This is a genomic window from Pseudoduganella sp. UC29_71 (genome assembly GCF_042693265.1).
Classification (GTDB): domain Bacteria; phylum Pseudomonadota; class Gammaproteobacteria; order Burkholderiales; family Burkholderiaceae_D; genus Rugamonas.
Window position 1 is genome coordinate 2,514,296 of record NZ_CP170549.1, and the last position, 14,617, is coordinate 2,528,912.

Genomic DNA, 14,617 nt, shown 5'->3' on the forward strand with positions numbered 1-14,617 from the left:
TTTGGCTTAGTTGATGCCCTGGCTTTCCAGGTATTCTTCATAGTTGCCGCTGAAGTCGACGATCTCGTTTTCCTTGATCTCGATGATGCGGTTGGCCAGCGAGGAGACGAATTCACGGTCGTGCGACACGAAAATCAGGGTGCCGGCGTATTTGTCCAGCGCGATGTTCAGCGACTCGATCGATTCCATGTCCATGTGGTTGGTCGGTTCGTCCAGCAGCAGCACGTTGTGGCGGCCCAGCATCAGCTTGCCGTACATCATGCGGCCCTTTTCACCGCCGGACAGCACGCGCACCGATTTCTTCACCTCGTCGCCGCCGAACAGCAGGCGGCCCAGGATGGAACGCACGGCCTGGTCGTCGTCGCCTTCCTTGGTCCACTTGCCCATCCAGTCGGTCAGGCTGATGTCGGTGGCGAACTCTTCGGTCGGGTCTTGCGGCATGTAGCCGACGTTGGCGTTTTCCGCCCACTTGACCATGCCGGTGTCCGAATTCAGGCCGGTGATCTCTTCGCCGCCGATGCAGCGCAGCAGCGTGGTCTTACCCGCACCGTTGGCGCCGATGATCGCAATGCGCTCGCCCGCTTCCACCATGATGCTGAAGTTCTTGAACAGCTGGCGGTCGTATTTCTTGGACAGGTTCTCGGTTTCCACGGCCAGGCGGTGCAGCTTCTTCTCGCCTTCGAAACGCACGAAGGGGTAGGCGCGCGAGGACGGCTTCATGTCCTCGACCTTGATCTTGTCGATCATCTTGGCGCGCGAGGTGGCCTGGCGGGCCTTGGACTTGTTGGCCGAGAAGCGGCGCACGAATTCCTGCAGTTCGGCTACTTTCTCTTTGGCCTTGGCGTTGTTGGCCAGCTGCTGGTTGCGGGCCTGGGTGGAGGCCAGCATGTATTCGTCATAGTTGCCCGGGTAGATCTTCAGCGTGCCGTAATCCATGTCGGCCACGTGGGTGCAGACCTGGTTCAGGAAGTGGCGATCGTGGGAAATGATGATCATGGTGGAATTGCGCTCGTTCAGCACGTCTTCCAGCCAGCGGATGGTGTTGATGTCCAGGTTGTTGGTCGGTTCGTCGAGCAGCAGGATGTCCGGGTTCGAGAACAGGGCCTGGGCCAGCAGCACGCGCAGCTTCCAGCCCGGCGCGACGGCGCTCATCGGTCCCTGGTGCAGGCCGATGTCCACGCCCGCGCCCAGCAGCAGTTCGCCGGCGCGCGCTTCGGCGGTGTAGCCGTCGTATTCGGACACTTTGCCTTCCAGTTCGGCCGCGTGCATGTAGTCGTCGTCGGTCGCTTCCGGGTTGGCGTAGATGGCGTCGCGCTTCTGCATCGCGTCCCACATCTCGGTGTGGCCCATCATGACCACGTCCAGCACGCGCATGTCTTCATACGCGAACTGGTCCTGGCGCAGCTTGCCCAGGCGCTCGTTCACGTCCAGCGACACGTTGCCGGCCGACGGCTCCAGGTCGCCGCCCAGGATCTTCATGAAGGTCGACTTGCCGCAGCCGTTGGCGCCGATCAAGCCATAGCGGTTGCCGTCGCCGAACTTGACGGAAATGTTTTCGAACAGCGGCTTGGCGCCGAACTGCATGGTGATATTTGCGGTGGATAGCATATTTCTTTTAGACTGTGCCTTATGAAATCAGGGCGTTAGGAATGATTTCGCTATTATACAACAGCGCCCGGGGACCGCAGTGCAGCACCTTATAAAACAATGACTTAGCGCTGCATACTCAACGATCCCCAGCGCTGGAGCCCGCCCGTTCCTCGGGATCTGGTCCTATGCGGCCCTGAGCCGCTCGTGCTCGGCGGCCCCGCTGGCGTCCCGCCGTGACGCGGCCACGGCGGCTCGCCCCTCGCCGCCCAACTTGAATACCCCCACTGTCGCCACCAGCCTCTGCGATTGCTCCTGCATGGATGCCGCCGCCGCTGCTGCCTGCTCCACCAGCGCCGCGTTCTGCTGGGTTACCGTGTCCATCTGCAAAATCGCCTCGTTGATCTGCTCAATGCCGGCGGTTTGCTCGGCGCTGGCTGAATTGATTTCCCGGATGATCTCAGCCACTTCGCCAACGCTTTCGACCACGTCCCGGATGGTCCTGCCAGCGTTCCCGACAAGCTCCGCGCCAGCCGTCACCTTGGTCGCGGAATCGTTTATCAGTTCCTTGATCTCTTTCGCGGCGGCTGCGGAACGCTGCGCCAGGTTGCGCACTTCGCTAGCAACCACCGCGAATCCTCGCCCTTGCTCGCCAGCCCTGGCCGCTTCAACGGCGGCATTGAGCGCAAGGATATTGGTCTGGAATGCGATGCCATCGATTACGCCGATGATGTCGACGACTTTTTTGGACGATTCACCAATGTCGCTCATCGTCGCCACCACGTCGGAAACGGCCTGCCCACCCCGTAGCGCGATACTGCGGGTGCGTTCGGCCAGCTGGTCGGCGCGCGCCGAGCTGTCGGCGTTGCTCCTGACAGTCGCCGTCAATTCCTCCATGGAAGACGCGGTTTCCTCAAGCGCGCTGGCCTGCTGTTCGGTCCTGCCCGAAAGGTCCATATTGCCAATCGCGACTTCGCCTGCCGCGCTCGCGATTGTTTCAGTGCTGTGCCTCACCTCGGCAACGATCCGGACCAGGCTGGAGTTCATGGCCTTTAGTGCGCCCATCATTTTCCCGGTTTCGTCATCGGAAGTGACCACGATGTCGGCCGTCAGGTCGCCCTCAGCCACTCGCTCCGCAATGCCCACGGCCGCGTTGAGCGGCGCCGTGATGGCACGGATAGTGTAGGCAGCGAAAGCCGCTGCGCCGATCAGCGCGCCAAGAGACAGCACCAGTATCCGCAAGCGCGTGGCGGAGGCCAGATCGGCCGCCGCCTGGGCCGACTCGTCCATCAGCGTTGTCTGGTAGGCGAGCAGTCCGTCGAGTTCCTGCATGTAAGCGAGCTGCGCCGGCCGCACAGCGCCCAGCAGGAGTGCCTTGGCTGCCGCCGTGTCTCCCGCCGCCAGCGCGTCAAGGCAGCGTGGCATGGCTGCCAGATACTGCGACCGCTTGCTCATGACGCCTGCCAATAGCTTCTTGCCTTCCTCGGACAAGATGGTCCGCTCCAGTTCCGCGAGCCCGGCCGCGATCTCGCGCGAACTATCGGTGATGGAGGCAAGTTCGGCTTTGCGCGTCCCCTCATCCTCGAGGATGAACAGGTTGCGCATATGCCGCGCCTGCGCATTGAGCCCGTCCTTGATCCTGTTGGCTACCACGGTCTTGGGATAACGGTCCTCGTGCGTCAACTGGATCGCCGTAGCCAGCGATCCGATCCCGGCGTAGGCCAGGACCGAGACTGCGGCGAGCAGGATGGTGACAAAGCCAAAGCCCAGCTTGAGCCGCCTGCTGATTGTCAAATGCATGTGGTTCTCCTCGTAGTGGTTGAGTATCTCTGCGTGCCGATTCCGGGAACGCCGCGCGGATCAAGGTTTATTGCCAAGGAGAATTGTAACGAAATAGTTACAATTGGAAGGGGTGAATATTGTCGCTTCGCCAGGTGAATTCCGACGCAGAGCTGGACGATAGTCGTACTACTCAGGCGAGGCGCCGCGGCGCCCCTGCCGCCTCCTTTCGGCGGCATGCAGGCACCGCCGAGAACACAAAGCCTGGCATCCGGCGGTGCGGATGTGAATTCCGACAACGGCCCGCGCCCACGCGCGCTGCGCGCAGCTATTGGCAAATACGGCTGCGCATCCTTATCATTACGGCAAAGAAACAAACCATCCCATTTCGCAGAACAGATGCCCATCAATCCAGAAGCCGCCATCTACACGCCTCAGCGCATCACCGCAGTAGCCGAGGCCTTTGCCGAGGACGGCGGGGACATCGGTCAGCTCCTGGAAAGCACCGGCATTTCGGTGGACGATCTCGGTAATCCTGAAACCCGCGTCTCGTGTCAGCAGATATGCTCGGTGTTCCGGAACGCCTTGCAGCTCTCGCCCGACCCCACTTTGGCCTTGCGCGCGGGCAGCCGCATGCATCTGACCTCGTACGGCATGTTCGGTTACGCGCTGCTAAGCGCCTTGAATTTCGAGGAGAGAAATGAGATTGTGATTCGCTACCACCGTATGTGTACGCCCGGCGTCAGGATCTCGTCGATGCACGACGAGCAGGCCCTGCGCTATGGCTACGAGGTGGTGCTGGGCGGCGCCACGGCGGATGGCCTGCACCGATTCATTATCGAGTTCGGTTATGCGGCGCACTTGTCCGTGGCACGCGACCTGTACGGCCCCGAGTTCTCGTTCTCGTCGGTGGGAGTAACGTACGCAGAACCAAGCCACGCTGGGGCGATGCGCATCCTGTTCGGCTGTCCCGTGCGTTTTAACCAGCAGCATAACCATCTGGGGTTCGATGCATCGTTCGCGGAGCGGACCCGGGGGCACCCGGACAACGCCACCCATCATCTTGCCATCGAACACTGCCAGCGACTCCTGGCAGAGGCAGCCTCGCAGCAGGGTATCGCCTCGGCGGTAAGGACGGTGTTGATCAAGAAAATGCCCTGCAACTATCCGACCATTGACAGGATGGCGGAGGCGTTGCTGATGGACTCTCGCACCTTGCGCCGCAAGCTGGCGTCTTTGGGAACAACGTACCGCGCCCTGCTGTCGGAGGTCCGGATGCAGCTAGCCATCGAATTCCTGCGCAAACCCAGAATGACCAACGGAGAAATCGCCTCGATTCTCGGCTACAGCGACCCGTCAAATTTCCGCCACGCGTTCGTACGATGGACGGGAAGGACGCCTACCGCCTACCGCTTCGGCAACAAGTAAGAGGCTTGTGCAAGGTTGCTGACTTCAGCCGGGGACTGCCGAACTCAGTGAACATATCGCGCAACGAAGTAAACGGCAGCAACGAGTGCGCCGGCAACGCCGATGATGCGCCAGGTCATCAGTTGCAACTCCTTGTGGAGTTCGGTACGCAGCGCCCGCTCCGCTCGAACCAGATCTTCCTTGGTCGCATAATTCGAGCGAATAACTTCCACCGTGGTCCTCACGGCCACCATTTCTTTTTCCAAGTTTAACAATACGAGAGAGCATAGCTCTATCATTGGCGCGGCGCGGCTGGAAGTCAAGCGGGGCCGGCGGCGAGGGCTGGTCGTTGGAGTTCATCATCGCTCCGGACTGAGGATGGGGAACTTCCATTGTCACTCATACAGGATGGCGCTGTTTGCGCTGGCGCAAGGGTGGGTGCTATTGACGCAGCCAGTCGCGCAGTTCGTAGTACCAGTAGGTCAGCTGGGCGGCAAGCAGGCCGGCGGGGCCGCCGGTGGTGGGCAGGCCCCATTGCTGGAAGCGGCTGAGGTCGCCCGCGTCGCCTGTCAGCGCGGCGGCCAGCACCTCGCCGCTCAGCGTGGTAGGCGCGACGCCGTGGCCGCCGAAACCCATGCCGTACCAGATGCCCTCGGGCAGCCGCCCCAGTTGCGGCATTTTGTGGCGTCCGTAGCTCATCATGCCGCTCCAGGCGTAGTCGATCCTGGCGCCGGCCAGCTGTGGGTAGACTTTCAGCATGTCGCCGCGCAGCAGGCGCGCGACATCGGCGGCGCTGCGTTCGCGGACGGCGATGCGGCCGCCCCACAGCAGGCGGCTGTCCGGCAGCGGCCGGTAGTAGTCGAAGGCGAAGCGGGTGTCGTAGATGGCGGCCTCGGTCGCCAGTGCGGTGGGCAGGCGGCTGCCAAGCGGCTCGGTCACCATCACATAGGTGGCGATGGGCAAGATGGCGCCGGCCAGCCTGGGGTACAGGCGCTCGATGTAGCCGCCGCAGCACACCACCACTTCGCGCGCCCTTACCTCGCCCTCGGCCGTCATGATGCGCCATCCGGCGCCGCGCGCCCCCGCAGCATTAGCAGCACTGGTGGCTGGCGCCTGGGCTATGCGGGTGACGCGGCTCTGCTCGTGGACCCCAACGCCGCCGGCCGCGAGGGCGCGGGCCAGGCCCTGCGCGTACTTCAGCGGATGGAAATGAAGGGCGTTTTCCTCGTACAGCGCGCCGAAATAGCGTTCGCTGCGGGCGCGTCCCGCAAAGTCGGCGCGGCTGATGCGCTGCCATTCCACGCCCAGCGTATCGGCCATGAAGCGCTGGTGATCGTCCAGTATGCGTCCGTTGTTGAACCAGTTCGCGAGGTAGATACCTCCGTTCACGGCGTCGCAGGCTATGCCATAGCGCGCGATGCGGCGCCTTATGGTCGCCACCGCGTCCAGCGTGAGCTGGTACAGCTTGCGCGCCTGCTCGGCACCGGCCGCGCCGGCCAGCTCCCGCTCGCCCAGCGAGTAGCCGCCGAACACAAAGCCGCCATTGCGCCCGGACGCGCCATGCCCGACGGTCTCGGCCTCCAGCAGCACCACGCTGCGCTGGCCGCGCTCCATCAGAGACATGGCCGTGGCCAGGCCGGCGAAGCCGCCGCCGATGATGCAGACATCGGCCTCCGCCACGCCTTGCAGCGCGGGCCACGCCGCATGATCGGCCGTAGCGCGGTAGTAGCTCAGTTCGGGCAGCGTTTCAGCCATGCCCCAGCGTGGGATAGCCGCTTGCGGTCAGCTCGAAGCTGCCGGAACGGTCCGACACCAACCGCGCCTGCGCGCCGAACGGCAAGGTGCAGCGCTCCCTGATATGCCCGAACGGCAGCCCGGTCAACACCGGGATCGGCAGGCGCGAGCGAATATAGGCCAGCATGGCGTCGAAATCGTAGCCATTGTCGAAGGCCGCCAGCTTGTAGCCGGAGACGTCGCCCAGCACCAGCGCCTTTTGCTTGTCCAGCACACCGGCATGCAGCAGTTGCAGCAGCATGCGCTCGACGCGGTAGGGATGCTCGTTGATGTCCTCGATGAACAGGATGCCGCCGTCGATCTGCGCGAAGTACGGCGTGCCGAGCAGGTGCACCAGCATGGCCAGGTTGCCGCCCCACAGCTTGCCGTCCACGTCCACCACGGGATTGCCGGCGGCCGCGCCGCGCACAGTGTGGGTCGGACCGCGCAGGCAGTCCCACAGCTGGTTCAGCGTGTAGTCCACCGGCTCGTCGCGGATGAAATCGTCGCAGATCATCGGGCCGGCGAAGCTGATGCGGCCGGTGGCTTGCATCAAGCCCATGTGGAACGCGGTGAAGTCGCTATAGCCGACGAACAGCTTGCCGCTGTCGGCCATGGCGCGGAAATCGATCTGCGGCAGGATGCGGCTGATGCCATAGGAACCGCGCAGCGCCATCACCACCTGCACGCCGGGATCGGCCGCCGCCGCGTTCAGCTGCGCCAGGCGCGCCTCGTCGGTGCCGCCGAAACGCTGGAACTTATGATCCGGCTGGTAGTAGTTGTGGACCGTCAGACCCTGCGCCGCCATGCGCGCAATGCCGCGCGCCAGCGCCGCTTCGTCCAGCGCATAGCCGCCCGGTGCGGCGATGGCGATACCAATTTTTGGAATACTCAAATCCGCTCAACCCAAGGTTAGCACCCGGGCGTTCAGGCAGCCTGGGAATGCCGGGCCATCTTACCTTGCACATGCGGTTCGATCAAGGCGAGCAGGCGCCCTATCAGCTGCGGCGGCAGGTCGTGCCCCATGCCGTCGATGATGTGCAGCGCCGCGCCCGCGATCTGGCTGGCGGTATCGATGCCGCAGGCAACCGGCACCAGCGGGTCGCTGGCGCCGTGGATCACCAGCGTGGGCTTGCGGATCTGCTTGAGCAGGTGGCTGCGGTCGCCATTCGCGGCGATCGCCACCAGCTGGCGCGCCACGCCGGCCGGGCATACGCTGCGGTCCAGCGTGCGGCCGATGCGCGCCCGCAGTTCCGGCTCGGGCATAGGAAAGTCCGGGCTGCCGATGACGCGGAAGGTCTCCACCATGTGCGCGACCAGCTGTTCGCGCGTGCCGCCGGCCGGCGCCGCCGTCAGCAGCGACTTGCGCGCCGCGCGCGTCGGCCCCGGCAAGCCGCGCCTGCCGCTGCTGGACATGATGGACGTCAGGCTCAGCGTGCGGCGCGCATGGCGCGCTGCGAACACCTGCCCTATCATGCCGCCCATGGACACTCCGATCACATGCGCTTGCGGCACGTCCAGGTGGTCCAGCAGGCCGCAGGCGTCGTCCGCCATGTCGTCCAGGGTGTAGGCCGGCCGCAGCGGCCAGCCGACGATGTTCTTCAGGTAGGACAGCGGCAGATTGGGCACGCCCGCCCCGTCGAATTTGGTGGACAAGCCGCTGTCGCGGTTATCGTACCGGATCACATGGCAGCCCCGTTCCTCCAGCCCCGCCACGAACTCCTCGGGCCAGGATATCAGCTGCATACCCAGCCCCATGACCAGCAGCACCGGCGGCCCGGACGGATCGCCGGAGGTTTCGTATGCAATGGTGATGCCGTTGGCAAGGGCGGTAGGCATGATCAGTACCATCCAAACAGGTTTTGGAAGAACGGCGTACGCTGGGGATCGAGATAAAGCAGCTTCTTGATGCCCGTGTGCGCCACGTGGTCGAAACGGCGCCACTGGCCCTCGGGCTGCGCCAGCCGGTCGGCGACGGCGAACAGCGCGGTGGGGTTGGCGCCCATGCCGACATGGCTGGCATGCACTTCGATGTTCTCGGAACTGGCGGTTTCCTCTTCCATGCTGCACTGCCAGGCCACCACGCCGTCGGTGCGGCTGAAGATGGAAGTGGTGGGCACCGGCGGGCGCTGGCGCAGCGCGGCAAAGCGCGCCGCGTCGATCTCCTTTTCGCCCGACACCAGCTGGTACACGCGCCACGCATTGGTGGCCTTGGGATGGCCGGTGAACGGCGAACCGAGCGTGACCACCACGCGCACCTTATCGGGCAGCATCTTGGCAATTTCGCGCGCATACACGCCGCCCAGGCTCCAGCCGACCAGGCTGACCTTGCGTCCGGTGCGCCGGTGGATGTCCTCGATGCGGGCAATGCACGCTTCCAGCACGCCGGGCTTGGGGCCGAAGTTCAGGCCCTGCTCCCAGGCGTAGGTGTCGTAGCCCCGGTCGCTGAGGAAGCGCCGCAAAACAATGGTCGTGGTGTCGCCTGCTGCCAGGCCGGGAAATACCATGACGGAATGGCCGTCGCCGGCGGGCGCCAGGCGGGCGAAGGGGTAAGCCGCGAAGGCCGCGCCCAGTTCCCAGGGTGCGCGCAACTCCAGGGCGAGGCGCACCACGCCAGGCGCGCCCTCATCTTCTATCTGTTTGGGGGACCGCATTGAATCTCCTGCTTACGGGTAATGCCTCTTGCCGTTTGCACCAGCATAGCACCAACCGCTGAGCAGGGCTAACACGAATGCCGGACACGTGGCCGGCAGTGGCGTTTACTCCACAGCGCCCTTGCGCCCCGCGGCAGCGGCCGCGCGGCGCGCGGCGAAGAAGCTCTTCAGCAGGCCGGCGCAGTCGTCGGCCAACACGCCGCCCACGGTTTGCGCATGATGGTTGAGCTGCTCCTGCTCGAACAGGTTGACCACCGAGCCGCAGGCGCCGGTCTTGGGATCGGGCGCGCCGTAGACGATGCGCGCCAGGCGCGCATGCATCATGGCGCCCGAGCACATCACGCACGGCTCCAGCGTCACGTACAGCTCGCAGCCCGGCAGGCGGTAGTTGCCCAGCACTTCGGCCGCTGCGCGCAGCGCCACGATTTCCGCGTGCGCGGTGGGGTCGTGCTGGCCGATAGGCTGGTTGTAGCCGCGCGCGATCACCACGCCGTCCTTGACGACCACGGCGCCCACCGGCACTTCGCCCTGGTCCCAGGCGCGCTGCGCCTGTTCCAGCGCGGCGCGCATAAAGGTTTCGTCGGCGGCCGAGGACAACTGCGCGTCAGGCATCGGTGATCTCGGCCCAGCAGTTCGGCGTTTCGTGCAGCACCAGCTTGTGCAGGTGCAGGCCGGTGCCGTAGCGGTCCTTGAAGGCAGCCTTCAGGATGTCCCACGCCACCGCCGCCAGGTTTTCCACCGTCGGGATGCGGTCGATCACCACCGTCTTGTGGTTCGGCAGGGAGGCCAGGAATTCCTTGACCGCGCTGTCCTTCTCGTAGACCAGGAAAGCATGGTCCCACACGTCCACCAGGTGTTCCTTGGCGATGGTCTTCACGTCCGAGAAGTCCATGATCATGCCGTTGTCGGAATTGCCTTCGGCATTGATCACCTGGCCGGTCAGCGTGATTTCGAGGGTATAGCGGTGGCCGTGCAGGTTGCGGCACTGGCTCTTGTGGTCGGGAATGCGGTGGCCTGCGTCGAATTCCAGCTTGCGGGTGATGGTCAGCATATTGATTCTTTGGTATTAAGGTATTTGCAGCAGTTTATGGGTTTGCAGGCTCAGTTTCCATTTCGGATTGCGCTTGCAGGTCTCGATCGCCAGCGTGGTGTTGAATTCGGCCAGCGGGCCGTCCATCGGCTGCACGAAGAAATTGTCGAAGTCCAGCCCTTCGTAGGCCGACAGGTCCTGGTCCTTCTGCGGGATCACCACCTTGATTTCATTGCCTTTGCGGACCACCAGCGTGGAACCCATTTTCGGGCTCACACAGATCCAGTCCACGCCTTCCGGCACCGGCAGCGTGCCATTGGTTTCAATCGCGATCTCGAAGCCCACCGCGTGCATCGCGGCGATCAGGGCCGGGTCCAGCTGCAGCAGCGGTTCGCCGCCGGTAAACACCACGTACTTGCTGGCCGGGTAAGTCTGCGGCCACAGGCTGTTGATCAGCTCGGCCAGCGCCTCGGGCGCGGCGAACTTGCCGCCGCGCTCGCCGTCCGTGCCGACAAAGTCGGTGTCGCAGAACTGGCAGACCGCCGTGGCGCGGTCGCTCTCGCGGCCGGTCCACAGATTGCAGCCGGCAAAGCGGCAAAACACGGCGGGACGGCCTGCATGGGCGCCTTCGCCCTGCAGGGTGTAGAAAATCTCTTTGATGCTGTAAGTCACGATGATTAACCCAATAGTCAACCTTCAATTATAGCCGAAAGCAGCGCTTCCATAAAATGTGGCGGGAATGTTAGCCATACGGCACAGCCGATTGACAGTTTGATATTCGACAAAGTGCACATGTTGCATTCAGGCTATGTTCAGTGCTGTTCCGACTGCCGGAGACCTGCCATGACTGCATTCCATGTTGAAATTCTATCCGCTTGCGCAGTGGTGCTCGCGTCGATTTCGCTGGCGCTGCTGTGGCGATGCCGACGACTGCAACGCGCACTGGGCGCGGCGCGCGCGGAGGGTGCCGCGCTGCTGCACGAGGAACGGCTGCGCATCGCCAGCGACATCCACGACGACCTGGGACAAAACCTGCTGACACTGAAAATCGAGCTGGCGGCGCTGCAGAACCACCCCGGCCTGCCGCCCTCCGCGCGGCGCCACCTGGCCACGCTGCTGGCCCACACCGACGCCGGCGTGCGCTCGCTGCGCGGCATCATCAACGGCCTGCGCCCGGTGGGCCTGGAACATGGGCTGCGCTGCGCGGTGGAACGGCAGCTCACCGAATTCTCGCGCATCAACGGCATCCACTACCGGCTCGAATCCGCGCAATACGGCAACGACGCGGCCTGCCCGGCCGACGCCACCGTGTTCCGCGTGCTGCAGGAGTCGCTGTCCAACATCGCGCGCCACGCAGGCGCCACCGAGGTGTCCATCGCGCTGTGCCGCAATGCGCACGAACTGAGCATGACGGTGCGCGACAACGGCGTAGGCATGCAGGAAGGCCCGCCGCGCCAGGGCTGCGGCCTGCTGGGCATCGAGCACCGCGTGGCGGCCGCCGGCGGCTGTTTCGTGCTGGCCAGCGCGCCCGGCCAGGGAACGGCGCTCACCATCTCCATCCCCACCGCCGCGCGCGCGGCCAATCAACCGTTTTTTGCGCCGCATCAAGCAAGGCGTTGACACCCAGCAGCAAAATGGACTGCAGCACAACATAAGAGGACGCGTATGTCTCAGGTTCTGTCATGGTTCGACCCGGCCCAGGCCGGCCCCCAGCAAGGTTTGGCGCTCAAGCTGATGGAGCTGCTGGTGATCCCGACTTTCGTGCTGGACCTGCACGGGAGGGTGCTGATCTGGAACCGCGCCTGCGAACGGCTGACCGGGGTGCAAGCAGGCGAAGTACTGGGCACCTGCGAGCACTGGCGCTGCTTCTACCACGCGCCGCGCCCCACATTGGCCGACCTGGTGGTGCAAGGCCGCAGCGCCGACGCGCCGCACCTGTATGACCGCCACGTGCGCAGCACCGAGGACGAAAGCCTGACCGCCGAAAACTGGTGCGACATGCCGCGCCTGGGCCGGCGCCGCTACCTGGCGGTGGATGCCAGCCCTATCCGCGACAGCGACGGCGCCATCGTGGCGGTGGTCGAAACCCTGCGCGACCTGACCGAAGAAAAGAAGGCCCAGATCGCGCTGGAGCAGCTGGCCACGCGCGACGGACTGACCGGCCTGGCCAACCGCCGCTGCTTCGACAGCACCCTGCACGCCGAGTGGCAGCGCGCGCTGCGCCAGCAGCAGCCGCTGTCGCTGCTGATGGTCGATGTGGACAACTTCAAGCAGTACAATGACGCCTACGGCCACCTGGGCGGCGACGAGTGCCTGCAGCGCATTGCCACCGCGGTGGCCAGCGAAATGCGCGCCAACGACCTGGTGGCGCGCTACGGCGGCGAGGAATTCGCGGTGATCCTGCCCAACCAGTCGCTGAAAGGGGCGGCCATCGTGGCCGAACGCATCCGCTGCCGGGTGGAGCAGCTGCAGCTGCCCAACCTGGGCGCGGCCAAGCAGTTCGTCACGGTGAGCATCGGGGCCGCCACCGCCCTGCCCGCGCCGGAAAACGAAACCTCGCAGCTGGTGGCCACGGCGGACGCGGCGCTGTACCGCGCCAAGCACATGGGGCGCAACCGCATCAGCCTCACGCAGGAGGGGGAAGCCTAGCCGAACGGCGTGTAGTCGATGCCGTTGCCGATCACGCTGGCCACGTCGCCCTGGCATTCGGCCGATTCGGCAAAGCCGATCAGCACGGCGGCGCGCGACAAGCCGTGTTCCAGGTTGGCCACATGCCAGGCCAGGCCCGCCGCGTCCGGCGCGCGGTGCAGCGCGTTCGTATACAGTTGCGTGACGAACTGGGTGTTGTCAAAGCCGGCATAGCGCGAGCTGAACTCCGCACTGTCGATGAAGGCGCGCGCCACCGATCCCAAGTCCAGCCCCTTGTCCATGGCGGCCATCCAGAAACCCAGGCCTGCGCTGTCCGGCGTCCGGTCCAGTGCCGCCCGGTACAGGCGGTAAGCCTGGCCCGCCGCACCATCGGTGTCCAGCGCCACGCCGCCGTCGTTGAAGACGATGCGTTCCACGCCGGTCAGCACGTCCACGCTGCCGCCGCCGTCGGTGACGGTGTAGCCCTTGCCCGAAGCCCGCACCAGGTAGGGGCCGCGCGCGGCGCCATAGACCACGGTATCCAGGCCAGGTCCGCCGTCGATGAACTCATTGCCCGGCATGGCCAGGAAGGTGTCGTTGCCGCTGGTGGGGCCGGCCGGGCCGGACAGGGCCAGGTCGCCCACGCTCACGCGCACGTCGGCAAACTGCAGCAGCTCCACGCCCGACAGCACATCCGTGCCCTGCCCCGCGACACGCACCTCGTCGGCCGTGCGAACGATGGCATAGTCGGCGAACAGGCCGCTGAAGACCACCGTATCCGTGCCCTCGCCGGTATTGATGAGGTCGTCGCCGGCGCCCACGCGCACCACGTCCGCGCCGCTCCCGCCCTTCACCACGTCGCCGGCGTCGTTCAGCGTGACCGTGGAGCCGCCGCTGCCGGTGAGCACCGTCTTGATAGTGACGTTGTAGGCGATCGATACATTGGTCAAGCCGCTGGCCGTGCCGCTGAACGCGCCCGCGCGCAGGTCGATCTGCGTGGCGCCGAAACAGGCAGAAAAGTCGAAGGTATTGTTGCCGCCGACGTCCCAGATGCAAACCGGCGCCTGGCCGCTGGCAAAGGCGTACACGTCATCGCCCGCGCGGTAGCCCGTGTTCGCGCCGTACAGGTACTGGATGGCCTGGATGTCGTACAGCATGGGGCTGACATCGTAGCGGCCATTGAACGACGACGACTGGTGGTAGGACATCACCGAATAATCGGTATTGTCGGTGGCATCGGGCAGGAAAGGGCCGTCGATGCTGGTGCCGGCCGAGTCGTAGTTGCCCGGATGCTTGAGGCCCAGCGTGTGGCCGATTTCGTGCAGCAGCACGGAGGGACCGAAGCTGCCGGGCGTGAACACGCTGTTGTAATAGCCACGGTTGTTCAGGTACAGCGCCACGTAGTCGACGCCGGGCTCGGGCAGGTAGGCATAGGCACTGCTGTTGTTCTTGCTCTGGTCGTTGGTACCAAAGCGCAACTGGCCGCCGCCTTCCACCTCCACGAAACTCAGATTGGCCACCGCCGACCAGGCGCCCAGCGCCGCGCGCGTCGCTTGCTGCTGCGCGAACGTCATCATCTGGAAGCCCTTGGCATCGTCCGCGCTGGCGCCGCTCGGCGGGCTGGCCAGGAAACTGTAGGTCAGCGCTGCCGCCGTCCCCGGACTGCTGTTCCAGCTGCTGTAGACCAGGGCATCGATGCTGTTGGTGCCGGTGCTTATGCTCATAATGTGACGCGCAAAGGGTGGGCGGTTTTAGTTTC

14 protein-coding genes are annotated in these 14,617 nt (G+C 64.7%); 3 read left to right on the plus strand and 11 right to left on the minus strand.

What is annotated here, in order from left to right:
- Window positions 1-6: 6 nt before the first annotated feature.
- Both ACFJI2_RS11005 and ACFJI2_RS11010 read right to left on the minus strand, forming a co-directional pair.
- On the minus strand, window positions 7-1,608 hold the full coding sequence (locus tag ACFJI2_RS11005; RefSeq protein WP_132132485.1) for an ABC-F family ATPase: 1,602 nt from the start codon (window positions 1,606-1,608) through the stop codon (window positions 7-9).
- A gap of 165 nt (window positions 1,609-1,773) precedes the next feature.
- Window positions 1,774-3,387: a methyl-accepting chemotaxis protein gene (locus tag ACFJI2_RS11010; protein WP_377705027.1), complete on the minus strand. Its 1,614-nt coding sequence runs from the start codon at window positions 3,385-3,387 to the stop codon at window positions 1,774-1,776.
- A gap of 216 nt (window positions 3,388-3,603) precedes the next feature.
- Here ACFJI2_RS11010 and ACFJI2_RS11015 point away from each other — a divergent pair, with 216 nt between their 5' ends.
- Window positions 3,604-4,794: an AraC family transcriptional regulator gene (locus ACFJI2_RS11015; protein WP_377705028.1), complete on the plus strand. Its 1,191-nt coding sequence runs from the start codon at window positions 3,604-3,606 to the stop codon at window positions 4,792-4,794.
- Window positions 4,795-4,838: 44 nt separating this feature from the next.
- On the opposite strand, the gene ACFJI2_RS11020 is transcribed toward ACFJI2_RS11015, so the two are convergent.
- The 8 genes from ACFJI2_RS11020 to queE form a co-directional block, all read right to left on the minus strand.
- Window positions 4,839-5,039, minus strand: a complete 201-nt coding sequence (locus tag ACFJI2_RS11020) for a hypothetical protein (protein WP_377705029.1) — start codon at window positions 5,037-5,039, stop codon at window positions 4,839-4,841.
- 175 nt (window positions 5,040-5,214) lie between these two features.
- Window positions 5,215-6,528 (minus strand): NAD(P)/FAD-dependent oxidoreductase, encoded by a 1,314-nt coding sequence (locus ACFJI2_RS11025; protein ID WP_377705030.1) that lies wholly within the window; start codon window positions 6,526-6,528, stop codon window positions 5,215-5,217.
- On the minus strand, window positions 6,521-7,441 hold the full coding sequence (ldcA, locus tag ACFJI2_RS11030) for a muramoyltetrapeptide carboxypeptidase (protein WP_377705031.1): 921 nt from the start codon (window positions 7,439-7,441) through the stop codon (window positions 6,521-6,523). The genes ACFJI2_RS11025 and ldcA overlap by 8 nt, the downstream gene beginning before the upstream one ends.
- A gap of 32 nt (window positions 7,442-7,473) precedes the next feature.
- On the minus strand, window positions 7,474-8,385 hold the full coding sequence (locus tag ACFJI2_RS11035) for an alpha/beta fold hydrolase (protein WP_377705032.1): 912 nt from the start codon (window positions 8,383-8,385) through the stop codon (window positions 7,474-7,476).
- 2 nt (window positions 8,386-8,387) lie between these two features.
- Entirely contained in the window at window positions 8,388-9,200 is an 813-nt protein-coding gene (locus tag ACFJI2_RS11040; RefSeq protein ID WP_377705033.1) for an alpha/beta fold hydrolase, read from the minus strand.
- A gap of 105 nt (window positions 9,201-9,305) precedes the next feature.
- Entirely contained in the window at window positions 9,306-9,812 is a 507-nt protein-coding gene (tadA, locus tag ACFJI2_RS11045; RefSeq protein WP_377705034.1) for a tRNA adenosine(34) deaminase TadA, read from the minus strand.
- Window positions 9,805-10,251 carry a 6-carboxytetrahydropterin synthase QueD gene (gene queD, locus ACFJI2_RS11050; protein WP_056390122.1) on the minus strand — a complete coding sequence of 149 codons (447 nt, stop codon included), beginning with the start codon at window positions 10,249-10,251 and terminating at the stop codon, window positions 9,805-9,807. Before queD ends, tadA begins: the two co-directional genes overlap by 8 nt.
- Before the next feature lie 15 nt (window positions 10,252-10,266).
- Window positions 10,267-10,902 carry a 7-carboxy-7-deazaguanine synthase gene (queE, locus tag ACFJI2_RS11055; protein ID WP_377705035.1) on the minus strand — a complete coding sequence of 212 codons (636 nt, stop codon included), beginning with the start codon at window positions 10,900-10,902 and terminating at the stop codon, window positions 10,267-10,269.
- Window positions 10,903-11,073: 171 nt separating this feature from the next.
- Here queE and ACFJI2_RS11060 point away from each other — a divergent pair, with 171 nt between their 5' ends.
- Both ACFJI2_RS11060 and ACFJI2_RS11065 read left to right on the plus strand, forming a co-directional pair.
- Window positions 11,074-11,850 (plus strand): sensor histidine kinase, encoded by a 777-nt coding sequence (locus tag ACFJI2_RS11060; protein WP_377705036.1) that lies wholly within the window; start codon window positions 11,074-11,076, stop codon window positions 11,848-11,850.
- A 45-nt stretch (window positions 11,851-11,895) separates the two neighbouring features.
- Window positions 11,896-12,879, plus strand: coding sequence for a diguanylate cyclase (locus ACFJI2_RS11065; RefSeq protein WP_377705037.1), 984 nt, complete (start codon window positions 11,896-11,898; stop codon window positions 12,877-12,879).
- Here the strand turns inward: ACFJI2_RS11065 and ACFJI2_RS11070 are convergent.
- The gene (locus ACFJI2_RS11070) at window positions 12,876-14,582 is read right to left on the minus strand and encodes a DUF4214 domain-containing protein (protein WP_377705038.1); all 1,707 of its coding nucleotides are present in this window, start codon (window positions 14,580-14,582) and stop codon (window positions 12,876-12,878) included. The two genes, ACFJI2_RS11065 and ACFJI2_RS11070, sit on opposite strands and share 4 nt — an antisense overlap.
- Window positions 14,583-14,617 lie beyond the last annotated feature (35 nt).